Below are 24,981 nucleotides of genomic sequence, written 5' to 3' on the forward strand. Positions count from 1 at the left end.
ATACTGGCTAGATTGTGTGCTGCCAAGGTGTAATACCAATCCACATTACTACCAGCTCAATTTGAAGAGCAGATTGGTATAACCGATAAAACCCGCTGTCGAGCATTATCGCGACATAAAGTCGCGCCTACCCTTTGCTTTAGATAGCTTCTATTTAGCGTTTCTGTAACTTTATACCAAGCCCTTCCCCACAGGTAGGAGGCGGTTTATCCGGGGAGACCTCAATGGCAGGAGCAATTCAGAGCCAGATGCCGAGGCCGCAAAAACAAAAAACCCAGCGCTAGGCTGGGTTTTTTATCAAGCTTAGAAAAAATTACTTTTTCTTTTTAACCGCTTTTTTGTTTGGTAGGTCAGTAATAGACCCTTCAAAGATTTCCGCAGCCAAGCCGATAGACTCATTCAATGTTGGGTGAGCATGAATGGTTAGCGCGATGTCTTCAGCATCCGCACCCATCTCAACACCTAGGCCAATCTCACCTAGCATTTCACCGGCATTGATACCGACCATAGCACCACCAATTAGGCGATCGGTGTCTTTATCAAAGATCAGCTTAGTTTGACCTTCAGTACGTGAAGAAGCGATTGCACGGCCAGAAGCTGCCCACGGGAATACCGCAGTTTCAATGTTCATACCTTGCTCTTTTGCTTCTTTCTCTGTAACACCTACCCATGCGATTTCTGGGTCTGTGTAAGCAATTGAAGGAATGCATTTCGGATCGAAGTAATGTTTCTTACCAGAGATAACTTCAGCAGCTACGTGACCTTCATGAACCGCTTTGTGGGCAAGCATTGGCTGGCCTACGATGTCACCAATTGCGAAGATGTTATCAACGTTGGTCTTCATTTGTTTGTCAGTGTTAATAAAGCCACGCTCATCAACGTTTACGCCCGCTTTATCAGCATCGATTAGTTTACCGTTTGGCGTACGACCAACCGCAACCAATACTTTGTCATAACGTACTTGCTCTTCCGGCGCTTGCTTGCCTTCGAAGGTAACATAGATGCCGTCGTCTTTTGCTTCTACCGCCACAACTTTGGTTGATAGCATAACGTTGAACTTGTCTTTCACGTATTTCTGGTAGATTTTGATAACGTCTTTGTCCGCTGCAGGAACCAATTGATCGGCAAATTCTACTACGTCAATTTCTGAACCTAGCGCACGGTAAACTGTACCCATCTCAAGACCAATGATACCACCGCCTAGAACTAGCAGCTTTTCAGGCACGTCTTTTAGCTCAAGTGCACCCGTTGAATCAATGATACGCTCGTCTTCAGGAATGAAAGGTAGATTTACTGGCTGTGAGCCTGCCGCGATAATCGCGTTTTCGAAGGTTACTGTTTTTTCGCCGTCTTTGGTTTCAACCGCAATGGTGTTTGAACCTGAGAATTTACCGTAACCAGTCACTACGTTTACTTTACGCATCTTAGCCATACCGCTAAGGCCACCAGTAAGTTGACCGATAACAGACTCTTTCCATTCACGGATTTTATCTAAATCAATTTCAGGAGCACCGAAAGAAACACCGTGTGAAGACATTTCAGCAGCATCATCAATTACTTTTGCAACGTGAAGCAATGCTTTTGAAGGAATACAACCTACGTTCAAGCACACCCCACCAAGAGTGTCACGTGAATCGATTAGTGTTACGTCTAAACCTAAGTCCGCCGCACGGAATGCAGCAGAGTAACCACCAGGACCACCGCCTAGCACAACAACTTGAGATTTAATTTCGTTGCTCATGTTATTACCTTAACTGTTATTTGAACGGGTTTACTCATCAAGAGTGTCCGACCCAAAGTGCCTGCCTAACACCCGACAGTGGGCACTGGGCAGAGAGTTTTTGTTGCGGGAAAGTGTATCATTGACACCGCCCATTGTCCCGCCTAAATATCAGGCAAGACCATAATATCAATAAAATAAAACCGCACAGTGAAGCACTGCGCGGTTTCTTTATTACATCACTAGCTGGCGAATATCGCTCAGGTAGTTAGCCAGTGTCACAGTAAAGCGAGCTGCTAACGCACCGTCAATAACACGATGGTCGTATGAACAGCTTAGCGGCACCATCAGGCGCGGCTCAAACTCTTTACCATTCCACTTCGGTTTAAAGTCTGACTTAGACACACCTAAGATAGCCACTTCAGGGGCATTCACAATCGGTGTAAATGACGTACCACCAATGCCACCTAGGCTTGAGATAGTGAAACAGCCACCTTGCATATCTGATGAAGTCAGCTTGCCATCACGAGCTTTCTTAGAGATTTCCATCAACTCACGCGACAGCTCAATGATGCCTTTCTTATTAACATCACGAACCACTGGTACCACTAGGCCATTTGGCGTATCTACTGCGATACCAATGTGCACGTACTTCTTCAAGATCAAGCTTTCGCCGTCTTCAGACAGTGAAGAGTTGAAGGTTGGGAAGTCTTCCAGTGCTTTAGCAGCGGCTTTCATTACGAATACTAATGGCGTGATCTTAACGTCCATTTTCTTCTTCTCAGCCAGCGCATTTTGCTCTTTACGGAACTTCTCAAGTTCAGTGATATCGGCTTCATCAAACTGCGTTACATGTGGGATTTGTACCCAGTTACGGTGAAGGTTAGCACCAGAAAGCTTGTTGATACGTGAAAGCTTCTTCTCTTCCACTTCACCAAACTTACTGAAGTCTACTTTTGGCCATGGAATAAGACCTAACTCACCACCACCAGCGTTTCCACCTTTGCTAGCTTGACCAGACTCAACTTGCTTAACCACTTCTTTAACGTAGTTTTGCACGTCTTCTTTCAGCACGCGGTTCTTGCGACCTGTGCCTTTAACGCGAGCCAGGTTAACGCCAAATTCGCGCGCTAAACGACGCACAACCGGTGAAGCATGGGCGTAGTCGTCATTAGCCACAAAGTCATCTTTTTGTGCTGATGCTTTGGCGGCCTCTGGTTTTTGCGATTGGGCTTTCTCAGCAGGTTTCTCTGCCGGCTTGTCAGCTGGCTTTTCTGCCGGAGCCGCGCCTTCCACCTCAAAGACAAAAATCAATGAGCCGGTTGAGACCTTATCACCAGTGTTTACCTTAACTTCTTTCACTTTACCAGCGAAAGGAGCAGGTACTTCCATTGAGGCTTTATCGCCTTCAACGGTCAGTAATGACTGCTCTTCTTCAACCGCGTCACCCGCTGCCACTAAGATTTCTGTCACTTCGACTTCGTCGCCACCGATGTCAGGCACATGCACTTCTTTTTCGCTGCTGCCTGCAGGCTCGGATTGCGCGGCTTCTGAGTCATTTGATGATGAGCTATCAGCTGCTGCAGCGTCACCACTGCCAGCCGTTTCAAAGACAAAAATCAATGAGCCAGTAGATACCGTATCACCAGTATTCACTTTAATTTCAGTCACGGTACCGGCAAATGGCGCCGGCACTTCCATTGACGCTTTATCGCCTTCAACGGTAATAAGCGACTGCTCTTCTTCAACGCTATCGCCTTCAGACACTAGAATTTCGGTGACTTCAACATCGTCGCCGCCAATGTCTGGAACGTGCACTTCTTTGCGCTCGGTTTTGCCCGATGACGCTTCAGCTGGAGCCGATTCTTTCTGCTGCGATGCTTCTGACTCTTTACTCTCTTCTTTTTCACCGTCTGCGGCGTCAAAGATCATAATTAATGAGCCAGTTGAAACCGTATCGCCTTCAGCAATTTTGATTTCTTTAACCGTTCCGGCCACTGAGGCAGGCACTTCCATCGAGGCTTTATCGCCCTCTACGGTAATAAGCGACTGCTCTTCTTCAACCGAATCCCCTACGCTTACTAGGATCTCGGTTACTTCAACCTCATCGGCACCAATATCTGGAACATGAATTTCGATTGCCATCACTTGTCCTCTTATGCGTAAAGTGGGTTAGTTTTGCTGGTGTCGATATCAAATTTCTTGATAGCTTCGCTCACCACTGACTTTTCAACGCTGCCTTGTTTAACCAGCTCAGTTAATGCTGCAACCACAACATAGCCGGCGTTCACCTCAAAGTGACGACGGAGGTTTTCACGGCTATCTGAACGACCATAACCATCGGTACCTAGCACCTTGTACGATGCGCTTGGCATAAAGGCACGTACCTGATCGGCGTAACTCTTCATGTAGTCAGTTGCTGCGATAGCAGGTGCGTCACCGACAACATTGGCAATGTAAGGAACTTTTTGCTCGGCATCTGGGTTTAGCATGTTGAAACGCTCAGCATCCTGACCGTCACGTGCCAGCTCATTGAATGAGGTGACAGAGAAGACATCAGAACCCACACCATAATCGTCGCTTAGGATTTGCGCCGCTTTACGTACTTCGTTCAAGATAGTACCTGAGCCCATCAGCTGAACTTGTGCCTTATTACCGGCATAGCTTTCAAGCTTGTAAATACCTTTACGGATACCCTCTTCGGCTCCTTCTGGCATCGCAGGCTGATGATAGTTTTCATTCATCAGAGTCAGGTAATAGAACACGTTTTCCTGATCTGGACCGTACATACGACGAATACCGTCTTGCAGAATAACCGCCACTTCAAAGGCAAACGTTGGGTCGTAAGAGATACAGTTAGGTACAGTACCCGCTTGAATGTGTGAGTGACCATCTTCGTGCTGTAGGCCTTCACCATTAAGCGTGGTACGGCCAGCCGTTGCACCTAATAAGAAACCACGTGCTTGCTGGTCGCCCGCCATCCATGCCATATCGCCTACACGTTGGAAACCAAACATTGAGTAGTAGATATAGAATGGGATCATCGGTAGGTCGTTGGTTGAGTATGACGTCGCCGCCGCTACCCATGAAGACATAGCACCGAGTTCGTTAATCCCTTCTTGCAGTACCTGACCAGAGGTTGCTTCTTTGTAGTAAGAAACAATATCGCGGTCTTCAGGCTTATAGTTCTGACCGTGCGGGTTATAAATACCAATTTGACGGAACAAACCTTCCATACCAAAAGTACGCGCTTCATCGGCAATAATTGGCACAATGTTTTTGCCAATGTTTTTGTCTTTAAGCAGGATGTTCAGAGCACGCACATAAGCCATGGTGGTAGAGATATCACGCTTTTGCTCTTCCAGTAGTGGCTTAAACGCCTCAAGCTCAGGGATAGTTAAGTCCTCTGAGAAGTTTGGTAAGCGCTGCGGCGTGTAACCATGAAGTGCTTTACGACGCTGATGTAAGTACTCATATTCTTTTGAGCCTTCTTCCAGCGTAAGGTATGGCAAGTCTTTTAATTGCTCATCGGATACTAAGTCATCCAGACCCAAACGTGAACGTAAATGCTCAACGTGTGTCATGTCCATTTTCTTCACTTGGTGGGCAACGTTTTTACCTTCAGCCGCAGCACCCATGCCATACCCTTTAACGGTCTTAGCTAGGATAACGGTTGGACGGCCTTTGGTTTCTTGCGCGGCTTTAAATGCGGCAAACAGCTTAGATGGTTCATGACCACCACGCTTCAGCGCGAAGATTTCTTCGTCGGTCATGTCAGCAACCAAAGCTGCGGTTTCTGGGTAACGACCGAAGAAATGCTCGCGGACGTAGGCGCCATCTTTTGATTTATACGTTTGGTAATCGCCATCCACAGTTTCGTTCATCAGCTGTAGCAATTTACCTGTGGTGTCTTTTGCCAGTAGCTTATCCCAGCCTGAACCCCAAACCACTTTAATCACGTTCCAGCCGGCACCTTTAAATAGGCCTTCAAGCTCTTGGATGATCTTACCGTTACCCATTACTGGGCCATCTAGGCGTTGTAGGTTACAGTTGATTAGGTAGCAAAGGTTGTCGAGCTTTTCACGAGCTGCAAAAGAAATCGCACCACGTGATTCTGGCTCATCCATTTCGCCATCACCAAGGAAAGCGTAAACGCGCTGCTCAGACGTATCCTTGAGACCACGACCATCTAGGTACTTAAGGAAACGCGCTTGATAGATTGAAGCAATCGGACCTAGACCCATAGATACCGTTGGGAACTGCCAAAACTCAGGCATTAACTTCGGGTGCGGGTAAGAAGAAAGACCTTTACCATCCACTTCTTGACGGAAGTTGTCTAATTGCTCTTCGGTTAAACGTCCTTCAACAAAAGCACGTGAGTAAATACCTGGAGAAATATGACCTTGGTAATACACTAAATCGCCGCCGTCTTTTTCATTTGGCGCGCGGAAGAAATGGTTGAAACACATTTCATAAAAAGCAGCTGACGACTGATAAGACGCCATATGCCCGCCCAGCTCAAGATCTTTCTTCGAGGCACGAAGCACGATCATCACGGCATTCCAACGAATGATTGAGCGAATACGACGCTCAATATTAACATCCCCTGGGTATGCAGGTTCATCTGCAGCTGGGATAGTGTTGACATAGTTAGTCGTAGTGCCTGTAGGCATATCTACGCCATCAAGACGTGCTTGCTCTAATACTTGTTCTAACAAGAATTGAGCGCGTTCGACGCCTTCTTCTTTTACGACCGACTCAAGCGCCTGTAACCATTCTTGGGTTTCGAGCGCGTCTACGTCAATTTTATTGACTTCAGACATATGGAGTGTTCCTTATGTTTAAAATACGAATTTATTCTATTTGTGCCAATTCTTACGGAGCTAAGCGGAATTACTGCTGCTTGGTTCTACGTAAAGAACGTTCAATGCGTGAACGCTCTTTACCGGCTTCCAGTAGTGCCTCTTCGATAAAGGCTAAGTGGGCGTTACTGGCTAAGCGTGCTTGCTCTGGATTACCATTGATCACCGCATCTAATAACAACTTTCGGTGCTCTCCGAGTTGCTCACTGACATCGGATTTTTGTACCAATACCGTTAAGTTTTGCAACACGTTTTGCTCCAGCAATGACTGCATGCCTTTGACTAAGTGAAGTAACACCACATTATGAGATGCTTCTGCTACGGCAAAGTGAAAGGCGTTAATCGCCCTTGCCTTAAGCATTAAGTCTTCACCAACATCGGCGATGTTATCAAAGCTTTGTTGTACTTTTGCAAAGTCATTTTCGGTGCCACGGAGCGCCGCATAATAGGCGGCAATGCCCTCAAGAGCATGACGAAACTCGAGCAAATCAAACTGTGACTCTGGGTGTTTACTGATCAAATCAAATAAGGGATCAGTTAAGCCCTCTTCCAGCTGATTTTTGACGTAGGTACCGCCGCCTTGGCGACGAGTGACTAAGCCTTTTGCTTCTAATTTCTGGATCGCCTCTCTTAAAGACGGTCGTGATACCTCAAATTGCTTGGCAAGTTCACGTTCTGGCGGCAGCTTTTCTCCAGGTAACAACGACCCCTCGAGGATCATATTCTCAAGTTGCTGGAGTATTACGTCGGATAACTTTGCTGCTTTTATCTTTAAAGACATTGAAATAACGCCAAATTTTTATGATGTGACCGAGCCAGGCGACTGACTTATTTTAATCAATTTGGTAAGAATTAACGTCATAGGTAAATTGGTCATACCAAATTTGCACAATACGTTATCAAAATCCATGGCAGCTGTCAAAATTCAGCCAAAGCGAATAACTATTCAAGTGTAAAAGCTCAGCGCAAAATGTCTAAATTTTATGCAATAAAGTGTAAAATTTAAAAGACGATTTAAATGGTCAGACCAGATGAAGAAACACTATTTTAACGCCGCTCTCTTTATTCGGAACAAAGATGGGCTTTTACCCTAGCCATGGCGACGTTAATTGGCTATAAAGGCTGGTATTGGGAATGACTAAATCAGGAAAGCGGTTTTGCTCTGGCGCATTGTAATTATTGTTACCATACTCACTTTTTTAGTCTTTGCTGCATTTCAGTTGTATTTTGCTGATACGCCATCGCTCAAGCAGCCACTTCATCCAGAGCCGGCAATTCCAGTAGAGCGTGCCCCTTCGGTGGCCATAACCCCAGCCCCACAGCGGCCCCCTCGGGAGGCTGCAACGAATGCCCCGCAACAACCGCCTGTCGCGCTTCCTCCTGCGCTGCGTAACCTCACTGCTCACAGTGATGTAACCATGATGTTTAGTGGTATCAATAAACAAACCTGTGGCGCCATCAAGCAGCAACTGTTTGCCATTAAACAACACACCACAACAGACGCTTTTGCTTTAACGCTAACGGGCTTAAAAATGAGTGCCGAGTTTAGCCAGCAAGCACACGCTCGCCTGTGGGTGATTTATCACTTTTACCAACACTTTTTACAGCAATCGGCACAACGAACCGAACTGCCACCAATTCAATTAAATATGTACATTGCCCCTAACGAGCAGGATTATGACCAAGCCATACAGGCCCGAGATGCCCTACCCACTGGCACGGCGGGTATGTATTTTGTTATGGATAATCAGGGCTATATAAAGTACCAAGGCGATGACAAGGCAGCCCTCAGGGTGTTAGTGCATGAAGCCGTTCATGCACTAAACTTTTACTTTTTTGGTTTCACGCCCCGTTGGCTAACCGAGGGGCTGGCGGAGTTTTTTGAGCATTTACACGTGCCTGATGCAGGTCAGTTTGTGATTGCGCCTTCTGTTGAAGATTGGATAAATAAGCAGGGTTTACTAGCAGATGGCTATCGCGCATTGGATATTGAGACCTTATTTAACAGCGAAGGGCAATGGCAAACGGCGCTTAGCCATACTTTATACGCTAACGCCTATTTGTTTAGTGCTTTTATGCACCATCATGATCCCAGCTTGCTCTATGACTATTTGCTGCAAGAGCGCAGTAACCCTTGCAACATTATCAGTCCTGAGCAAACTGCACTATTGCTGCGAAACTACGACAGCACCTTAGAATCACAGTACTTATACTTTCAAAAACAACCTGTAAAACCAACCCAAGGCTCTTATGCTGTGGAGCAGTAATCTAAAACCAAGAGCAGCGTTGATGGTAGTCCGCCACGTAATCTCCGTCTGACCACAGTGTGCTAATGCCATCGTCGAACACAGCGGCCAATTGTGGCTGATGCTTATTGATCAGTAGATAACCTTTTCTAATAAACGCAGGAACCTCTTGGGCAACCAGTTGCGCAGCATCTTGTGGTGCTAAGTCGGCCATGTAAGCCTCGGCAGTGCGTTCATTCATTATCATCACGTCCGCGCGATCGCGCAGAATAAGCGCAACATTTTTACTGGCGTAAGTGTTATGTAATGTTTGAATTTGATACTTATCAATCGCAGCCAACAGTTCATCTGGGTAGGTTAACCCTTTATTTAACAGCAGCTTAAAGGGCTTAAGATCTTGGTAAGAGCGAAACTCAAGCGGCAGCGATTCATGGTGGTAAAAACGGCTGGTTTCAATAGTGAGGGCATGCTGGGTATAAATGTATTCCAGAGCGCGACGCTTGCTGTAATACCAATACGCACTGCCGGCGTAGGCGGCCTTTTTGCCTTCTTCGTAGGCGCGTTGCCACGGCATAAAAATAAACCGCACTTTGATATCATGGAGCGCAAAAGCATCTCGAATAAGGGCGGCAACACAACCTTGATCGCGTTTACTCTGATCTAGGTATGGCGGCCATTGTCCAGTGGTAATATTGATAACACGAGGGGTATCCGCGGCATGAGCCAGAGTTATAAAAAAGGCAAAAGCGAACGCAAGTATTTTCATAGCATAAATAGTGACCGTTTAAACTAAAGTATAAGCCACTATTGTGTATAAAGGTACAATTTTTAGTTTACCGCGCTGCAGGTAACCGCGGCGCGGTTATGCGCGCTATTACCTTGGGATACTGAGTAAATACACCAGTTGTAACAACGAGCCGGAGCAAATAGCAGCGTCTGCCGCCGCTACCACCTTCGGCTTGCCATGAACCGCCACCCCTAGTTGCGCCTCTGCCATCATTAGCAAGTCGTTGGCGCCATCGCCAATGGCGACCGTTTGCTCAGGTGCAATGCCGTACTGTTGCGCCAGCGCCGCCACTACTTGCGCTTTTTTCTCAGCATCGACGATATCCCCAATAACACGCCCGGTTAATTTGCCTTGCTCCACTTCCAAGGTATTGGCATAAACCGCATCTAACCCTAATGGCTCAATCAAGGCTTCAGCAAACCAAGTAAAGCCGCCTGAAGCCAAGGCTAAACGCCATTGGTGCTGTTTTAATACCTGACATAGCTCCACTATCCCAGCCATCAGTGGTAAGTTATCCTTCAGCCCTTGAATTTGCTCTAGTGATACAGAGCTTAGAGAAGCCACTCGCTGGTGCAGGCTAGCGGCAAAAGATAAGTTACCGGCCATCGCTTCTGCCGTTACCGCGGCGACCTCGTCGAAACGACCAGCAAGGCGTGCGATTTCATCAATGCACTCAATTTCTATTGCAGTGGAATCCATATCCATCACCAGCAAGCCTGGTTTACTCAGTTGTGGCGGTGACTGTAGCAGCGCAACTTGAGCGCCACAGCTTTGTGCAAACTGTTTCACCGCGGCTTTGTCTAGCTCAAGATCTGAAGGCAACGCCACGGCCAAAGCGACCGCTAAGCTCTTCACAGGCTGATAGGCACAAAGGTAATAATGGTTAATGTGCTGCTGGGCTAGAAATTGCTCTAATTGTAAGGCATGCTCATTAGTTAACTGGGCGCCAAAAATAGTAATAAACTGGCTGTACTCTGGCGGTGAGCTATTCACGGCAGAGAAACTTGTGTTACCTTCATATTGAAACCAGCGCCCTAAGGACAGTAACTTTTCTAGGGGCTGAGCTTTACCGCTGAGTGTCAGCGGGGATACTAAAGACATAACAATGCGATTCCTTTATAACGTAAGTTCGATTTTTAGCATGAATAGCGAGAGCTGTCAGCTCTCAACCTAGGTTAAAGCGAGTGACACACGATAAATATGAAAAATTTACATGTTACCGATATTATTCGTAGCAACCGTAGCCGCAGATTACTGCGCCTGTGCATTGCTGCGGTTAGCTTAGTGATGATCACTTGGCTGGCTTTTAACACCAGTTTTGAATCCCATCGCTTGCTGCACAATGGCGCCGACTTAACCGCACGCAGTCTCACCAAACAGTTGGCTAAAAACGTCGCATTGCCCTTATCGCGCAACGACACCCCCAGGCTCCACGCCTTAGCCAACCACTTAGCGGCCGATGACTTTGTTTTGCAGGTGGCCATTTATGATAACCAAGGCCGCTTTTTAGTGGCCAGCAATGGCATTAAGGCGCCAGCAAACTATCAAAACCTGCCAAAAACCTTGCCCGGTTTAAGCAAAACCAAGAGTATCATCTCAGAGCCGGTGTATACTCCAAATGGCCAACCGTTAGGTTTTGTTAATATGGTCTATTTAACCGAAGCCGCTATGGCGCAAAGCCATGACCACTTCCATGAATTGGGCCGAGTGGTGTTATTGATGCTGCTGATTACCGTGGTGTTTACTTGGCAAATTGCACGCGCTTTAAAGCGCTGGGAAGTCAGACGCCGCTTTTTAAAACGCGTCAAGCCGCCGCGTAAAAAAGCATCAGAGTCATAATGCAGCTGGCTACGCAGTAGAAAGGTTAAATAGCTGCAGAGTATTGTCATATAGCGCTGCGGCAAGCAACTCCTGGGGTTCACTACGGTATTGGCATAACGCCGCGAACACTTCCACCACTCGCTTAGGGACATTCACTTGACCTTGGTAACCATGCAGTGGCATCGAGGGCGAGTCCGTTTCCAATACCAAACTCGACAGTGGTAGCTGCGCCAATACCTGAGCCGTTTTTTCACCGCGCGGGTAGGTAATGGTGCCGCCGACACCCAGCTTAAACCCTTGCTTGATATAGTAATTCGCTTGTTGCAACGACCCGGTAAAGGCATGGATCACCCCGCCAGATTGCGGCCTAGTGCGCTTAAAACTGGCTGCAATGAGGTGGTGACTGTTACGGTGATGAACAATTAACGGCAACTGCAGTTCATTGCTTAGCTCAATATGCGCTGTGAATAAAGCACTTTGCCTGTCGATGTCTACGCAGCTCGCGTCGATACCACACTCACCGATGGCGCAAATATCGCGGCGATGCTCCCGCGCCCATGAGGCGAGCTCAGACATATCTTGTGGTTGATGCTCACTGATAAAATAGGGATGTAATCCGGCCGCGATATGACAATGGCGGTGAGCCTGGCGCAATGACAACAATTGCTGGCTTTTTGCCAGCGTAATACCTGGGATCACAAACTGCTCAACCCCCAGTTGCTGAGCCGCAGCCAGATGTTGTGGTAATTGCGCTGCCAACTCAGCAAAGTCGAGGTGGCAGTGACTGTCAATAAAACGCAGCTTAGGGGTTGAGTCGCTCAATCTGCCAACTACCATCAGCTTGTTTTATATACATAAAGCGGTCGTGTAAGCGATGTTCGCCGCCTTGCCAAAATTCAATTTTACTGGGCTCAACACAATATCCACCCCAGAAATCAGGTAACGGAATTTCACCTTTGGCAAACTTGTCTTTCATGCCACTGAAGGTTTGCAGCAGAGCTTGGCGCGAAGACACCGGGCGAGACTGCTGCGATGCCCAAGCGGCTAGTTGGCTTTCTTTTGGTCGCGATAAAAAGTACTTTGCCACACGAGCGGTAGGTAATGGCTTGGCTTCACCATAGACGATCACTTGCCGCTCCATGTCATGCCAAGGAAAGTGTAAGCATATTTTATTGTTGTGCTTCAGCTCTTGTGCCTTGCGGGAGCCAGTATTGGTAAAAAACACAAACCCTTGCTCATCGACGTTTTTCAGCAGCACAATGCGCTGCGAAGGTTGACCATGCTCGTCAACCGTGGCCACTACCATAGCCGTGGGATCGGCAAATTTCGCATCAATTGCCTGCTGCAACCACAGCTCAAACTGCGCAATCGGGGAGCTCTTAAGCATTTCACGACGCAGACCATCTTTAGTGTACTCACGACGAATGTCTTCAAGTTTCATTACCCTATCCTTAATAAAAAAGCCGCTAACAGCGGCTTTAATTGTACTTAAGAGTTGCAAACAAAGTAAGCTACATTTGCTCCATCACTTCAATACCCAGCAGGTCTAGGCCGGTTTTCAGTGTATTTGCAACCAGGTTACAAAGCATCAGGCGGCTTTCGCGCACCTCTGCTGCAACGTCTTGTTTCAATATTGGACACGCTTCATAGAAAGTCATATACAAGCTCGCCAGCTCGTATAAGTAACCACACAATACGTGTGGTGTGGCTTCATTGATCATCAGATCAAGTACTTCTTCAAACTGCAATAGTTTGATGGCCAAGGCTTTCTCTTGTGCTTCTTTAATGGCGATCTGGCCACTTAATGCATCACCATCCACACCCGCTTTACGGAAAATACTGCGCACTCGAGTATAAGCATATTGTAAGTAAGGTGCCGTCGCCCCTTCAAAGCTCAACATGCTATCCCAGTTAAAGATATAGTCGCTGGTTCTGTGTTTTGACAAGTCGGCGTATTTAACCGCGCCAATACCCACTTTGCGGGCAATTTCTTGACGTGCTTCTTCACTTAACTCAGCCATTCTGTCAGCGAGCTTATCACCGGCACGGCTGACCGCTTCGTCGAGCAGATCTGAAAGCTTAACAGTGCCGCCGGTACGGGTTTTAAATGGCTTGCCATCACTGCCCATCATAGTGCCAAACAGGCTCGGCTCATAGCTGGTTTTGTCTTGCAGTAGTCCGGCTTTACGCGCGGTGATCTCAACTTGGTTAAAGTGTAAGCCTTGGCGCGCATCAACAAAAATAAGAATACGGTCAACATCTAACTCGTTAGAGCGATAATCACAGGCCGCTAAATCGGTGGTTGAATATAAGAAGCCGCCCCCTGATTTTTGCACGATGAATACCGATGGCTCGCCGTCTTTGTTGGCCAGCTCATCTAAAAACACCACTTGTGCGCCCTGATCTTCTACTGCAATTTGCTTGTCTTTAAGTAGCTCAATAACTCCAGCCAAACGGTCGTTGTAGGCACTTTCCGCCATGATATCGTCACGAGTCAGTGTCACATTGAGCTTTTCATACACTTCTTCAGAGTGCTTTACTGAAGTGTCGATAAACATTTGCCATAGCTTTTTGCAGTGCTCGTCGCCACCTTGTAATTTCACCACGTAGTCACGAGCTTTGTCTGCAAAGCCGTCTTCGTCGTCAAAGCGCTTCTTGGCATCGCGATAGAAGCTTTCCAGATCTGCCAACGCCACGTTTTCAAGGTCAACGCCTTGGTTTAGCAAGTCTTCTAAGTGCGCAATCAACATACCAAACTGCGTCCCCCAGTCACCCATGTGGTTCTGACGGATCACGGTATCACCACGGAACTCTAGTGCACGCACCACAGCATCACCAATGATGGTAGAACGCAAATGTCCTACGTGCATCTCTTTAGCTAGGTTAGGTGATGAGTAATCAACCACCACTTTGTTGGCGTTAGCGTGTTCAGCTACGCCGAGTTTGCTATCGCCATTAGCCGTTTCCAAGCTCGCAGCTAAAAACGCTGGCTTTAAATGAATATTAATAAAACCAGGGCCAGCAATCTCGGTTTTTTCAGCAAGATCGGCCACGTCCAGATTATCAATAATTTTTTGCGCCAACTCTCTAGGGTTGGTTTTTAGCGCTTTGGCCGCGCCCATTGCGCCGTTTATTTGGTAATCACCAAACTGTGGGCGAGTACTTTGTGTTACCGCAGGGTTAGTGCCTTCAGGGATCCCAGCAGCTTGCATCGCTGCATTGGCTCTTTCAATTAGAATGCTCTTAATGTTCATTACTTTTCCTATAATACGCAGCGATTAGTGTTCACGAGTATGGCTAAACTTCACTTCTGGATAACGCTCCATCGATAAGTTTAAGTTCACTCGACTAGGGGCGATGTAGGTTAAGTTATCGCCACCGTCCAGTGCCAAGTTTTGCTCACACTTACGGCGGAACTCGGCCATTTTCTTATCATCGTCACAGCTGACCCAGCGCGCAGTTTGTACCGTTACACTCTCGTAGATAGCATCGACGTTGTACTCGGCTTTTAATCTTGCCACTACCACGTCAAACTGCAGCACCCCGACCGCACCTACGATCAAGTCGTTATTGGCCAGCGGTCTAAATACCTGTACCGCACCCTCTTCAGAAAGCTGTACCAGCCCTTTTAGCAGTTGCTTTTGTTTTAGAGGATCTTTTAAGCGAATACGACGGAATAATTCTGGTGCAAAGTTTGGAATACCGCTGAACTTTAGCGTTTCCCCTTGGGTAAAGGTATCACCAATTTGAATGGTACCGTGGTTATGTAAACCGATAATATCACCGGCAAAGGCTTCTTGAGCTCGCTCGCGATCTCCCGCCATAAACGTCACCGCATCGGCAATACTCACTTGCTTGCCAATGCGCACATGATTCATTTTCATGCCTTGGCTGTACTTACCAGAAACAATACGCATAAAGGCAATGCGGTCACGGTGTTTGGGATCCATGTTAGCTTGAATTTTAAACACAAAGCCGCTGAACTTTTCTTCATCAGCTTTCACTTCACGCTCGTCGGTTTGACGCGGTAATGGCGTCGGCGCCCACTCAGTCAAGCCATCTAGCATGTGGTCAACACCAAAGTTACCTAATGCAGTACCAAAAAACACCGGAGTTAACTCGCCTGATAAAAACAGCTCTTGATCGAACTCATGGGAAGCGCCAATCACCAGCTCAAGCTCTTCACGCAGTTGCTCTGCTAGACTGTCACCGATGGCCGCATCCAGCTCGCTGTTATCTAAGCCTTTGATCACACGTTTTTCTTGAATGGTATGACCTTGGCCGCTTTGATACAAAATAGTCTCATCACGGTGGATGTGATAGACCCCTTTAAATTCTTTACCGCAACCGATGGGCCACGTCACTGGAGCACACATGATATTTAACTCGGTTTCTACTTCATCAAGCAGTTCCATGGGATCGCGAATATCACGGTCGAGTTTGTTCATGAAGGTAACAATTGGCGTGTCACGTAAACGTGTGACTTCCATTAGCTTGCGCGTTCTGTCCTCAACACCTTTAGCGGCGTCAATAACCATCAAACACGAGTCAACGGCAGTCAAAGTACGGTAGGTATCTTCCGAGAAGTCTTCGTGCCCTGGAGTGTCTAAAAGGTTGACTAAGGCATCATTGTAAGGGAACTGCATCACCGAGGTGGTAACCGAGATGCCACGCTCTTTTTCCATTTCCATCCAGTCAGACTTAGCATGCTGATTAGAGCCGCGACCTTTTACTGTACCGGCTTTTTGCAGCGCCTTTCCGAATAACAGCACTTTTTCGGTAATCGTGGTTTTACCCGCATCCGGGTGTGAAATAATCGCAAAAGTACGTCTGCGCGACACTTCCTGCGGAATTCTCGTATTTGACATTGAAATTCTACTTATGGCATTGGCAACCGCACATGACTCGGCCGCACTAAATTCGAACAAAGATTGCTATATTCTCTCCGATCTTGGCCTTTTTAACAACTTGATGTCGGGATTTTTCCTACGCTAGAGCCGATAAACTCGGTTGTGCAACGCCAAGGTGAGTAAAAGCCTCAAACAAGGGATAGAAACAGGGACTAGACCTAAGTAGATAAGGTGGGGAGAATGAGGCTTGTGCGCACGACAGCACGCACAAACAAGGTAGATTATTCTGGCTTGAGTGCCACTTTTCTGTCGTTGTAATAGGCGATTAAATCATCGACCATTTGCTGGCAATAGGCGCGTATTCCTGACACCAACATGTGCTTCTCACCATAGCCAACTTTTTTGCCATTGCTGATTAAGTCAAACTTGAGATTAATTTTGCCGCGCTTACCGTCGTAACTAAATTCTGGTTTAGCCGCTTGTAAGCTCACTTCTGAGACCCGAATATCATCCATTTCAATAGCCATTGACTCATAAATTACCATTGGCCTTGCCGGGTTTATCATCACCTCTTGCTCGCCCATCAGTGGAATAATCACATGAGGAAACGCGGTGCCAGAGAATTCCACGTAATTTTTCGTTAGGCTGTCAATTAAGGTTGGACATTGACTGGTTTCGCCAGAGCGGCTAACCGAAAGCATCACTTTATCATCGGCTTTAATATCAAACTTATCGCCACCTTCCGGCAAAGTGAGCTCGGTGGTTTCATCGACCATACCGACAAAACTAAATTCCATGCTTTCACTAATGCCATAGTGTTTTAGCACTAAGGCAAACAGCAAATCACCAGGTACGCAGAACTTTTTGGCATCAACATCGTGCAGAGGATTAAAGTCATCCGCCATGCGCTTAGCAAACAAACTGCCCTGCTCTCGGGTGATGGTAATTTTATTGCCTTGCTGCTGGTAATACGGCTCTAACATGATTAATTTTCTCTAATTTTTACGACAAAACGGCAACATACTAACAGAAAAACGCGCACGAGAGGTCATATCTGTTACAGCAAGTAGCTGAGCGGTTCTGCGCCCCAAGTGAACAATAACAGCGCCGACAACAACACAAAAATACCATAGGCAATCAGACCAGAGCGCATTTTAGGTTGGCTTGATAGCTCGGCTTGTTTACCACTGAGTAGCGTTTTCACCAGATTTTGCCCCTTTAAGCGATAAAGCACGATGGCGGCAATATGCACCACAATCGCGGCGATGATGAATTCAATATTGGTATGATGAACATCGCCTGCCAATTGGGCTAAATCATAAGAGATGTATTGCACCAAGGGCCCTTCCACTAAGATGTCGTCGGTGGTCATTAACCCCGAAATCAGTTGCACCAAAATCAGTGCAAAGAACAGCAGCACCATTAAACTTCCAGCGGGGTTGTGACCAACATGAGGTTGTTTTGATTTTAGTGCCGCAATAATGGCTTTTGGTGAATGAAATAATGCACTCAACTTGGCAGTTTGGCTACCGATAACCCCCCAAATAAGTCGCGTGATCATTAAAGCCAACAATAAATACGCAATCACAAAATGCCATTCCATCATGCCCTCTTCACCGGTGATATACAAAGCCACCAAAGCCGCCACCAGCAACCAGTGAAAACCACGAATAAAGCCATCCCATACTTTCGTCATTTTAGTACCCCTTTAGAAAAACTGCGCTAATGATGACAGGTTCTAAATCCAAGTACAAAAGTCTCAAGATAAAATTCTTACTAAGATGATCTTCAGCAAAGTAATTGCACAAATTTCGTTCTTTATTATAATAAATCGTACACGATTTAATTGTGAGAGATTTATGTCATCCATTTATCAATTTGAAGCCACCACATTACAAGGGCAAGCTTACGACTTCAGTAACCTACAAGGCAAAGTGGTGTTGATTGTTAATACCGCCAGTGAATGTGGTTTAACGCCTCAGTACCAAGGCCTGCAACAACTCCACGAGCAATATAGCGAGCAAGGCCTAGTGATCATAGGCTTTCCATGTAACCAGTTCGGCCAACAGGAACCCGGGGATGCCAAGCAAATTGAACAAGGCTGCTTAATTAACTATGGCGTTGACTTTCAAATGATGGCCAAGGTCGACGTTAATGGCGAGCACGCACACCCTATTTATAACTACCTTAAGTCGGCGTTGCCGGGGTTATTTGGTAATAACATAAAATGGAATTTCACCAAGTTTTTAATCGGCAAAGACGGTAAGGCATTAGAGCGTTATGCCCCCATTACTAAACCTGAAAAAATAGCCAAAGACATCGAACAAGCATTGCAGGCCTAAAGCAATGAGCGACAAATACCCGCAGCTGCGTTTAGAAAACCAACTATGTTTTCGCTTATATGCTGCTTCACGGCAGGTCACTCGGCTTTATCAGCCATTACTGAAAAAGCTCGACCTGACCTACCCGCAATACATAGTGTTGCTTATATTGTGGGAGCAAGATGGCTTGTTGGTCAAAGAAATAGGCGCCCGCGCTGAGCTCAGCAGCAACACCTTAACCCCCTTGCTGAAACGTCTTGCAGAGCGAGACATAGTCACTCGTTCGCGCAATAGTGAAGATGAGCGACAAACCTTTATCCACTTAACCGATAAAGGCAAAGCATTAGAGCAAGAATGTGCTTGTATACCCGCGGCGATGTTAAACCAAGCGGGAATGAGCATGGCACAAATTGCAGCCCTTAAAGACACCCTCGATGCGTTTTTAGCGCTACAAAAAAGCCGCTAATTATATAGCGGCTTTTCCTTGATGATGCTGCGGTTAGGCTATCGACGGATACTCGCGGTAGGCTTTTTCTAGCTTCTTGGCTTGCTTTTTCGACACGCCAATGTGGTTAAGCGCCGCACGTAAACGAGCACGAGACAGATCCGAACCTAACACCTCCATGGCATCAACCACTGAGGTCGAAGACGTTTTACCGGTGATGGCAACAAAGATTGGCTCTAAGAAGTCTTTAATTTTCAACTCATGGTGAGTCGCCACGGTTTTGGCGATGGCAAAAATCTCCGACTTATTCCAGCTGCGCAGCTTGTCTAGCTCCCAAATAAAGAACTGTAGCGCTTGACGCACCACTTCTTCATCAGCTTTACCAGCAGTCAATAAAGCGGGGTCGTATTCTGGCATGCCCGCGACAAAGTGACCTGCCAGATCCACTAAATCCGATAAGGTGTTAATCCGCGCTTTGGCTTCAGGTAGCACGCGTGCCAGCGTTGTGGCATTAAATTTCCAATCCACAAAACGCTGGATCAGCTCTTCGTCTGATAAGTTTTCGCGGATCCATAAGCCGTTTAGCCAGTTTAGTTTTTCGATATCAAAAATCGGTCCGCCTAACGACACGCGCTTCATATCAAAGTGCTCGATCATTTCGCCTAGAGTGAACTTCTCACGCTCATCTGGCATTGACCAACCCATGCGACCTAGGTAGTTCAACAGCGCTTCCGGTAAAAAACCCATTTCTTTGTAATAATTAATAGAAGTTGGGTTCTTACGCTTGGATAATTTCGACTTATCAGGGTTACGCAACAGCGGTAAGTGACCTAAAACCGGTGCCTGCCAGCCAAAGTCTTCATACAGCTTTAATAGCTTAGGCGCAGAGTTAATCCACTCTTCACCACGGAAGATGTGGCTGATCTGCATATGGTGATCATCAACCACGTTAGCCAAGAAATAGGTTGGGTAACCGTCGGCTTTAAGCAGCACCTGCATGTCGACGTTTTCCCACGGGATCTCAATTTCGCCACGCAAATAGTCGTTAAATTTAAAGGTGCCTTCTGCTGGGATTTTCATACGGATAACGTAAGGTTTACCCGCTTCTAGGTTGGCCTTGATTTCTTCTTCAGAGAGCTTTAGACCACGGCCATCGTATTTTGGACGTAACCCTTCGGCCATTTGCTCTTCACGCATTTGCTCGAGCTCTTCGGCGGTAGCGAAACAGTAAAACGCTTTACCCTCTGCAACCAATTGATGGGCATATTTTTTATATAACTCAGAACGCTCAGATTGACGGTACGGGCCGAACTCACCACCGACATCTGGGCCATGATCCCAATCCAACCCTAACCAGCGAAGGCTGTCCATAATGGCTTGTTCAGACTCTGGAGTACTGCGAACTTGGTCGGTGTCTTCAATACGAAGTACAAACTCGCCATCTTGCTGCTTAGCAAAACAGTAGTTAAACAGGGCAATGTAGGCAGTGCCTAAATGCGGATCACCCGTTGGTGAGGGCGCAACACGAGTACGGATTGTCATCAAAATTCTCTTAAAAAATAGATTAATCGGTTTATGGCGCTATGCTAGCACAGCGCCCTAGTTGGGCAAAGGTTACGACCTAGCTGTTAAGCCGCTTTTTCCAGTTTTTCGAGGTAAGTAACGATCTCGCTGGATTCGTATAGCCAAGTGATTTCGCCTTGCTCCTCAATTCGCAAACATGGCACTTTCACTTTACCACCTTGCTCAAGTAGCTCTTGGCGATAGCTTGGATTTTCTTTGGCATCGCGAGTTTCCAGCTTTAAGCCTTCTCGCTTAGCCGCTCGTCTGACCTTAACGCAAAACGGGCAGGCCTTGAATTGGTATAGTTTTAGCTTTGCCGTCATGGCGTCGAGCTTTTGTTGCTGCTCCGCCGGACGCTTTTTGCTACGCGGGGTAAAAATAAAATCGAACAGTAAAATTAATCGCCCTAGCAGCCACCTAACAAACTTCATGCATACCTCCAACAGATATTAACCACAGCCATAAAATTGAGGCGCAAGTTTACCACACTCAAGCCAGCGGATGGAAATATCAGAGGTTCATTAAAACAATTCAATATCGCTTAATGGCGGGCTTTGCGGCGCCAATCCCAAGGCTTGATAATCAGTGACTTGATTGCGACCCTGTTCCTTGCTGTGATACAGCGCTAAATCGCTTTTGTGCACTTGATCTGATACCTGCAAGGTGTCTTCAATTTCACTGAAACCAATACTCACCGTCACCTTCCCCACTTGTGGAAAGCGGTAATCTGCGATGGCCTCTCTTAAGCGCTGTAACGCCGCTTGCGCCTCAGCGGCATTATGACTTTGGAACAACACAGCAAACTCTTCTCCGCCATAACGAAAGACATAATCTTCAGCACGAAAATTCGCTTTTAATAGCCTTGCCACCAAGAGGATCACTTCATCGCCAATCACATGACCAAAGTTATCGTTTACTTGTTTAAAGTGATCAATATCGACCAAAGCCAAATACCAGGCTCTTTCATCACTGTTTTCACGACAGATAGCAAAGCCATTGCCATTGGTGATCTCCATCACCTTTTCATCAAAGGTTTGCCGATTAAGTAGCTCAGATAAGGGGTCAATACGAGCAAAATACAAGGTCGCCATTTGGTGGGCAAACACATTGAGTAAGTGTTTGCACAGAGTGGCTTGTGACACATTTAACTGCTTTTGCAGGTATAACACTCCAATTCGCTGGCCTCGGAAGTGAAGCGGCACGACACTGCTTCCCTCGCTCAGGTAAAGACTTTTATCGCAAAAATGGGTTGGTAGTTGGGCTAGAGCGGTGGTGGCACGGTCTAACAGCTCACAATCGGCTTCACTTTGAAAAATCACCTTAGGGGTTTCTCGGGCAGACAGGCTGCGACTAAAAAAGAACACGTAGTGGCAGCTAAACAACTGGGTAACAACCTGCTCTAATGCTTGAAACAGCAACAGCTCACTTTTTTGCTCAAGCAATTCTAAAGTTAACTCATGCCCACAGGTTGAATAGGTATCGGCCACCGTGATCCCTCTTATCCAAGTTTGATTGGGTAAGTGTAGAACATCTCAGCAAAAACACAGCCAAGTAGGCTGCGTATGAAGTTAAGAGCTTACCTTAGCGCTGTTGGGTGTCATTAAGACTAAGTTATCGCGGTGAACCACCTCGGTGTTGCACTGATATCCGAGTAACTCAGCGAACGCTTCGCTGTGACAACCTTTCACTTTATCAAGGGCTAGGTGGCTGAGCTCAGATAACCCCTGAGCCACCACGCTGCCTTTGCTATCGCAGATTTGCACTAACTCACCAGGGGCAAAAGTCCCGGTTACAGCCACTACGCCTTTGGCTAATAAACTCGCACCAGTGCTACAAATGGCGTTAACGGCACCGCCATCACAAATAATTTGACCACTGGCTTTTGGCCCTGACAGCAACCAGCGTTTACGCCCACCTAAAGGGGCATTAAAGCGCATAAAGGTAGTACTAGGAGCGGTTTGCGCCATCACTCGGGTAAGGATGTCGCTCTCACTGCCTTTAGCAATAATCACATCAACCCCGGCGCGCTGGGCAATGTCTGCGGCTTGCAGTTTGGTGGCCATGCCACCTGTGCCTAAGTTACTACCACTGTCTCCCGCCAAGGCTCTGATGCTGTCATCAATGGCGTGTACTTGAGTGATCAATTTGGCACTGGGGTTGGCGCGGGGGTCAGCAGTAAATAAGCCATCTTGATCGGTGAGCAGAATCAGTTTCTCGGCATTGGCTAAAATCGCCACATAAGCCGATAAGTTATCGTTGTCGCCGACTTTAATTTCAGCCGTGGCCACGGCATCGTTTTCATTTACGATGGGGATCACTTGGTATTCCAGGAGCTTACCTAGCATATCTCGCGCCGTTAAGTAGCGGCTACGGTCTTCTAGGTCGGCGCGAGTTAGCAGCATTTGCGCCACTTTGACATCAAAAATGGCAAACAAACGTTGCCAAAGGTGAATAAGCTGACCCTGGCCTACCGCAGCGAGCATTTGCTTTTCAGCCAGTGAGTTACCAACTTGCTGCTGCATTACTCCTCTGCCGGCGGCAACAGCACCACTGGAGACGATCACCAGCTGGTACCCGGCTTTTTTTAATTCCACACATTGACGCACTAACTCAATCATACGTGCCTGATTAAGCTTGGTGGTGGCCGCTGTTAGCACACTGGTGCCTAATTTAATTACTAGAGTGGGTTTATGGTTTTGCATCTTGCTACTAAGTGCCCAACACACTGTCGATAGGAGCTTCAGTTATAGCATGGAACTCCCCCAGGCCAAATAGACGCAGATTGAATTTTCCTAAACTAGCCGCCTTTGGGTATAATGGCGCGGCTATGATTTTAATCAAAGCACGCTCCCAGCCTAAGTGTCAAAGTACCCGTGTTGCTAATCGCTGCGCCAGGTAAGTTTAAACAGGTTTAATCTAGATGAAAAAACACAAAAAAAGTAAAGAGTTGATGATGCTGCCATTGCTGTTTGTGGTGATTGCACTGTGTATTGGCGGTCACTTCATTTTACAACCCAGCTATCAGCAAAACAGCCTGGCAGAATACAGTTTAGCGGCGCTGCCTTTTGTGATGTTTGCCATTGTGATCATTGCCATTAAAATGGCCATCAAAGCAGATAAAGACGACCACAACGACTGAATTTATAACGGGTGATAGCCAAACCACAAAGGAGTTAATGGCGTCGACTGGCCGCTGGGGGTAAGCTTAATATTGAGCTGTTGGTCGAGTAAATCAACGGCAAAACAATCATCGACATCGTGTAAATCATCTTTGTGCAGATGGCTTAAACCACTGAGTAAATGAGCTTTTGCTTTCTCTTTGGCCTCATCGGGTGAGTGCGCCACATAGAGCCCAAAATCGTGAATTTCCGCGAGGCTTTCAGGGCGATAAGCGCCTAGGTTAACAAAATACAGTTGCTGTGATTGGCTTATGGGCGCTTCAGTGAGTTCGACTGCATGGCCATCGGCGTGCTCGATAATCGTGTAACTATCCATATGCACACTGCCCTTGTCGCCAACCCACTGCTGTTTTAGTTTGGGATAGGCCTCTTCAATACTATTCGCGGCAACAAAGCGCACGTCATGCATTTCAATATGACATCCAGCGATGCGCCCGCCTAAGTACACGATAAACAGTTTCATTGTACGTCTCCTTGCAAAACAGCAGTATAGCAACTGCAATTGGTGGCTAAAAGGTTGGCAATCTGGGCTTTGCCCTTTATGCTGAACAGATTATATGCAAAGAAGGACAATATAATGAAAACAATCGTTCTCGCGCTCGCCACTTTGTTTAGTGTCACCGCCACCGCGCAAGTGACTTTAATTCATAACGTCAATGGCTACACACCAACCAAAGCGCAACAGCTGAAACGCTTTAGCTCACTGGTGATCAAAGACGGTAAAGTAGTGAAAACCAGCCAACAGGATTTATCCTCGCAATACCCCAGCGCCACTCACTTTGATGGCCAAGGAAAAACCTTACTACCGGGTTTAATCGATGCCCACGGCCATGTGATTGGCTTAGGTAATAACCTCCTGACTCTAGATGTCCGCGGCAGTAAAAGTATCGCCGCAGTGGGCGAAAAGCTCGCCGCCTATGCCAAACAGCATCAAGGTAAGTGGATCATCGGCCGTGGTTGGGACCAAACGCTGTGGCCTGGTGGGCAGTTTCCAAATGCAGCTGATTTAGACCGTTATGTCGCGGATAAGCCGGTGATGCTGTCTCGGGTAGACGGTCATGCCATTTGGGTGAACTCGAAAGCCATGGAGCTGGCCAAGCTAGACCCAGCAGTAACAGCACCTGAGGGCGGCGAAATTATTCGTCTTAGCAATAACCAACCTAGCGGTATTTTTATCGATAAGGCCG

Annotated in this window: 23 protein-coding genes; 6 read left to right on the top strand and 17 right to left on the bottom strand. The window is 47.0% G+C overall.

The window, feature by feature from the left end:
- Positions 1 to 313: 313 nt before the first annotated feature.
- From lpdA to pdhR, 4 genes are all read right to left on the bottom strand, one after another.
- A complete protein-coding gene (gene lpdA / locus ACNKW2_RS06070) occupies positions 314 to 1,741 on the bottom strand; it encodes a dihydrolipoyl dehydrogenase (RefSeq protein ID WP_419147750.1) in 1,428 nt (475 codons plus the stop codon).
- Positions 1,742 to 1,954: 213 nt separating this feature from the next.
- A complete protein-coding gene (gene aceF / locus ACNKW2_RS06075; RefSeq protein ID WP_419147751.1) occupies positions 1,955 to 3,865 on the bottom strand; it encodes a pyruvate dehydrogenase complex dihydrolipoyllysine-residue acetyltransferase in 1,911 nt (636 codons plus the stop codon).
- Between the two features lie 11 nt (positions 3,866 to 3,876).
- A complete protein-coding gene (aceE, locus tag ACNKW2_RS06080; protein ID WP_419147752.1) occupies positions 3,877 to 6,543 on the bottom strand; it encodes a pyruvate dehydrogenase (acetyl-transferring), homodimeric type in 2,667 nt (888 codons plus the stop codon).
- A gap of 70 nt (positions 6,544 to 6,613) precedes the next feature.
- Positions 6,614 to 7,363: a pyruvate dehydrogenase complex transcriptional repressor PdhR gene (gene pdhR / locus ACNKW2_RS06085; protein WP_419147753.1), complete on the bottom strand. Its 750-nt coding sequence runs from the start codon at positions 7,361 to 7,363 to the stop codon at positions 6,614 to 6,616.
- 376 nt (positions 7,364 to 7,739) lie between these two features.
- Between pdhR and ACNKW2_RS06090 the strand changes: the two genes are divergently transcribed.
- A complete protein-coding gene (locus ACNKW2_RS06090; RefSeq protein WP_419147754.1) occupies positions 7,740 to 8,849 on the top strand; it encodes a hypothetical protein in 1,110 nt (369 codons plus the stop codon).
- Position 8,850: 1 nt separating this feature from the next.
- Here ACNKW2_RS06090 and ACNKW2_RS06095 read toward each other — a convergent pair whose 3' ends face one another.
- Positions 8,851 to 9,594 (bottom strand): substrate-binding periplasmic protein, encoded by a 744-nt coding sequence (locus tag ACNKW2_RS06095; protein ID WP_419147755.1) that lies wholly within the window; start codon positions 9,592 to 9,594, stop codon positions 8,851 to 8,853.
- Between the two features lie 108 nt (positions 9,595 to 9,702).
- The gene (gene serB, locus ACNKW2_RS06100; RefSeq protein WP_419147756.1) at positions 9,703 to 10,716 is read right to left on the bottom strand and encodes a phosphoserine phosphatase SerB; all 1,014 of its coding nucleotides are present in this window, start codon (positions 10,714 to 10,716) and stop codon (positions 9,703 to 9,705) included.
- Between the two features lie 99 nt (positions 10,717 to 10,815).
- Here serB and ACNKW2_RS06105 point away from each other — a divergent pair, with 99 nt between their 5' ends.
- Complete coding sequence (locus ACNKW2_RS06105; protein ID WP_419147757.1) at positions 10,816 to 11,454, top strand: AhpA/YtjB family protein; 639 nt, start codon at positions 10,816 to 10,818, stop codon at positions 11,452 to 11,454.
- 9 nt (positions 11,455 to 11,463) lie between these two features.
- On the opposite strand, the gene ACNKW2_RS06110 is transcribed toward ACNKW2_RS06105, so the two are convergent.
- The 6 genes from ACNKW2_RS06110 to ACNKW2_RS06135 all read right to left on the bottom strand — a co-directional run bounded on the left by ACNKW2_RS06110 (position 11,464) and on the right by ACNKW2_RS06135 (position 17,982).
- Complete coding sequence (locus ACNKW2_RS06110) at positions 11,464 to 12,273, bottom strand: TatD family hydrolase (RefSeq protein ID WP_419147758.1); 810 nt, start codon at positions 12,271 to 12,273, stop codon at positions 11,464 to 11,466.
- On the bottom strand, positions 12,239 to 12,877 hold the full coding sequence (gene pdxH / locus ACNKW2_RS06115; RefSeq protein WP_336567311.1) for a pyridoxamine 5'-phosphate oxidase: 639 nt from the start codon (positions 12,875 to 12,877) through the stop codon (positions 12,239 to 12,241). The genes ACNKW2_RS06110 and pdxH overlap by 35 nt, the downstream gene beginning before the upstream one ends.
- A 70-nt stretch (positions 12,878 to 12,947) precedes the next feature.
- Entirely contained in the window at positions 12,948 to 14,690 is a 1,743-nt protein-coding gene (argS, locus tag ACNKW2_RS06120) for an arginine--tRNA ligase (protein WP_419147759.1), read from the bottom strand.
- A 24-nt stretch (positions 14,691 to 14,714) separates the two neighbouring features.
- Positions 14,715 to 16,304, bottom strand: a complete 1,590-nt coding sequence (gene prfC, locus ACNKW2_RS06125) for a peptide chain release factor 3 (RefSeq protein ID WP_419147760.1) — start codon at positions 16,302 to 16,304, stop codon at positions 14,715 to 14,717.
- Between the two features lie 263 nt (positions 16,305 to 16,567).
- Positions 16,568 to 17,269 (bottom strand): DUF3581 family protein, encoded by a 702-nt coding sequence (locus ACNKW2_RS06130; protein WP_336567315.1) that lies wholly within the window; start codon positions 17,267 to 17,269, stop codon positions 16,568 to 16,570.
- 74 nt (positions 17,270 to 17,343) lie between these two features.
- A complete protein-coding gene (locus ACNKW2_RS06135) occupies positions 17,344 to 17,982 on the bottom strand; it encodes a cytochrome b/b6 domain-containing protein (protein WP_419147761.1) in 639 nt (212 codons plus the stop codon).
- A gap of 163 nt (positions 17,983 to 18,145) precedes the next feature.
- Between ACNKW2_RS06135 and ACNKW2_RS06140 the strand changes: the two genes are divergently transcribed.
- Together ACNKW2_RS06140 and ACNKW2_RS06145 are read left to right on the top strand one after the other, a co-directional pair.
- Positions 18,146 to 18,628, top strand: a complete 483-nt coding sequence (locus ACNKW2_RS06140; RefSeq protein ID WP_419147762.1) for a glutathione peroxidase — start codon at positions 18,146 to 18,148, stop codon at positions 18,626 to 18,628.
- Positions 18,629 to 18,632: 4 nt separating this feature from the next.
- A complete protein-coding gene (locus ACNKW2_RS06145; protein ID WP_336567319.1) occupies positions 18,633 to 19,073 on the top strand; it encodes a MarR family winged helix-turn-helix transcriptional regulator in 441 nt (146 codons plus the stop codon).
- A gap of 33 nt (positions 19,074 to 19,106) precedes the next feature.
- On the opposite strand, the gene gltX is transcribed toward ACNKW2_RS06145, so the two are convergent.
- The 4 genes from gltX to proB all read right to left on the bottom strand — a co-directional run bounded on the left by gltX (position 19,107) and on the right by proB (position 23,317).
- Positions 19,107 to 20,594, bottom strand: coding sequence for a glutamate--tRNA ligase (gene gltX / locus ACNKW2_RS06150; RefSeq protein ID WP_419147763.1), 1,488 nt, complete (start codon positions 20,592 to 20,594; stop codon positions 19,107 to 19,109).
- 86 nt (positions 20,595 to 20,680) lie between these two features.
- Positions 20,681 to 21,046, bottom strand: a complete 366-nt coding sequence (locus tag ACNKW2_RS06155) for a glutaredoxin family protein (protein WP_419147764.1) — start codon at positions 21,044 to 21,046, stop codon at positions 20,681 to 20,683.
- Positions 21,047 to 21,136: 90 nt separating this feature from the next.
- Positions 21,137 to 22,102, bottom strand: coding sequence for a GGDEF domain-containing protein (locus ACNKW2_RS06160; RefSeq protein WP_419147765.1), 966 nt, complete (start codon positions 22,100 to 22,102; stop codon positions 21,137 to 21,139).
- 81 nt (positions 22,103 to 22,183) lie between these two features.
- Entirely contained in the window at positions 22,184 to 23,317 is a 1,134-nt protein-coding gene (gene proB, locus ACNKW2_RS06165; RefSeq protein ID WP_419147766.1) for a glutamate 5-kinase, read from the bottom strand.
- 218 nt (positions 23,318 to 23,535) lie between these two features.
- Here proB and ACNKW2_RS06170 point away from each other — a divergent pair, with 218 nt between their 5' ends.
- Positions 23,536 to 23,754 carry a hypothetical protein gene (locus tag ACNKW2_RS06170; RefSeq protein ID WP_419147767.1) on the top strand — a complete coding sequence of 73 codons (219 nt, stop codon included), beginning with the start codon at positions 23,536 to 23,538 and terminating at the stop codon, positions 23,752 to 23,754.
- Between the two features lie 2 nt (positions 23,755 to 23,756).
- Here ACNKW2_RS06170 and ACNKW2_RS06175 read toward each other — a convergent pair whose 3' ends face one another.
- On the bottom strand, positions 23,757 to 24,257 hold the full coding sequence (locus ACNKW2_RS06175; protein ID WP_419147768.1) for a DUF1543 domain-containing protein: 501 nt from the start codon (positions 24,255 to 24,257) through the stop codon (positions 23,757 to 23,759).
- 114 nt (positions 24,258 to 24,371) lie between these two features.
- On the opposite strand from ACNKW2_RS06175, the gene ACNKW2_RS06180 reads away from it, so the two are divergent.
- A partial coding sequence (locus tag ACNKW2_RS06180; RefSeq protein WP_419147769.1) for an amidohydrolase family protein occupies positions 24,372 to 24,981 on the top strand: 610 nt, incomplete at its 3' end.

The sequence above is a fragment of the Pseudoalteromonas 'SMAR' genome (assembly GCF_048515945.1).
GTDB lineage: Bacteria > Pseudomonadota > Gammaproteobacteria > Enterobacterales > Alteromonadaceae > Pseudoalteromonas.

Excerpts from the sequence above, each read along its gene's own strand:
- lpdA (WP_419147750.1), bottom strand. The coding sequence starts at position 1,741 with ATGAGCAACGAAATTAAATCTCAAGTTGTTGTGCTAGGCGGTGGTCCT.
- aceF (WP_419147751.1), bottom strand. The coding sequence starts at position 3,865 with ATGGCAATCGAAATTCATGTTCCAGATATTGGTGCCGATGAGGTTGAA.
- aceE (WP_419147752.1), bottom strand. The coding sequence starts at position 6,543 with ATGTCTGAAGTCAATAAAATTGACGTAGACGCGCTCGAAACCCAAGAA.
- pdhR (WP_419147753.1), bottom strand. The coding sequence starts at position 7,363 with ATGTCTTTAAAGATAAAAGCAGCAAAGTTATCCGACGTAATACTCCAG.
- ACNKW2_RS06095 (WP_419147755.1), bottom strand. The coding sequence starts at position 9,594 with ATGAAAATACTTGCGTTCGCTTTTGCCTTTTTTATAACTCTGGCTCAT.
- serB (WP_419147756.1), bottom strand. The coding sequence starts at position 10,716 with ATGTCTTTAGTATCCCCGCTGACACTCAGCGGTAAAGCTCAGCCCCTA.
- ACNKW2_RS06105 (WP_419147757.1), top strand. The coding sequence starts at position 10,816 with ATGAAAAATTTACATGTTACCGATATTATTCGTAGCAACCGTAGCCGC.
- ACNKW2_RS06110 (WP_419147758.1), bottom strand. The coding sequence starts at position 12,273 with ATGGTAGTTGGCAGATTGAGCGACTCAACCCCTAAGCTGCGTTTTATT.
- pdxH (WP_336567311.1), bottom strand. The coding sequence starts at position 12,877 with ATGAAACTTGAAGACATTCGTCGTGAGTACACTAAAGATGGTCTGCGT.
- argS (WP_419147759.1), bottom strand. The coding sequence starts at position 14,690 with ATGAACATTAAGAGCATTCTAATTGAAAGAGCCAATGCAGCGATGCAA.
- prfC (WP_419147760.1), bottom strand. The coding sequence starts at position 16,304 with ATGTCAAATACGAGAATTCCGCAGGAAGTGTCGCGCAGACGTACTTTT.
- ACNKW2_RS06130 (WP_336567315.1), bottom strand. The coding sequence starts at position 17,269 with ATGTTAGAGCCGTATTACCAGCAGCAAGGCAATAAAATTACCATCACC.
- ACNKW2_RS06135 (WP_419147761.1), bottom strand. The coding sequence starts at position 17,982 with ATGACGAAAGTATGGGATGGCTTTATTCGTGGTTTTCACTGGTTGCTG.
- ACNKW2_RS06140 (WP_419147762.1), top strand. The coding sequence starts at position 18,146 with ATGTCATCCATTTATCAATTTGAAGCCACCACATTACAAGGGCAAGCT.
- ACNKW2_RS06145 (WP_336567319.1), top strand. The coding sequence starts at position 18,633 with ATGAGCGACAAATACCCGCAGCTGCGTTTAGAAAACCAACTATGTTTT.
- gltX (WP_419147763.1), bottom strand. The coding sequence starts at position 20,594 with ATGACAATCCGTACTCGTGTTGCGCCCTCACCAACGGGTGATCCGCAT.
- ACNKW2_RS06155 (WP_419147764.1), bottom strand. The coding sequence starts at position 21,046 with ATGAAGTTTGTTAGGTGGCTGCTAGGGCGATTAATTTTACTGTTCGAT.
- proB (WP_419147766.1), bottom strand. The coding sequence starts at position 23,317 with ATGCAAAACCATAAACCCACTCTAGTAATTAAATTAGGCACCAGTGTG.
- ACNKW2_RS06170 (WP_419147767.1), top strand. The coding sequence starts at position 23,536 with ATGAAAAAACACAAAAAAAGTAAAGAGTTGATGATGCTGCCATTGCTG.
- ACNKW2_RS06175 (WP_419147768.1), bottom strand. The coding sequence starts at position 24,257 with ATGAAACTGTTTATCGTGTACTTAGGCGGGCGCATCGCTGGATGTCAT.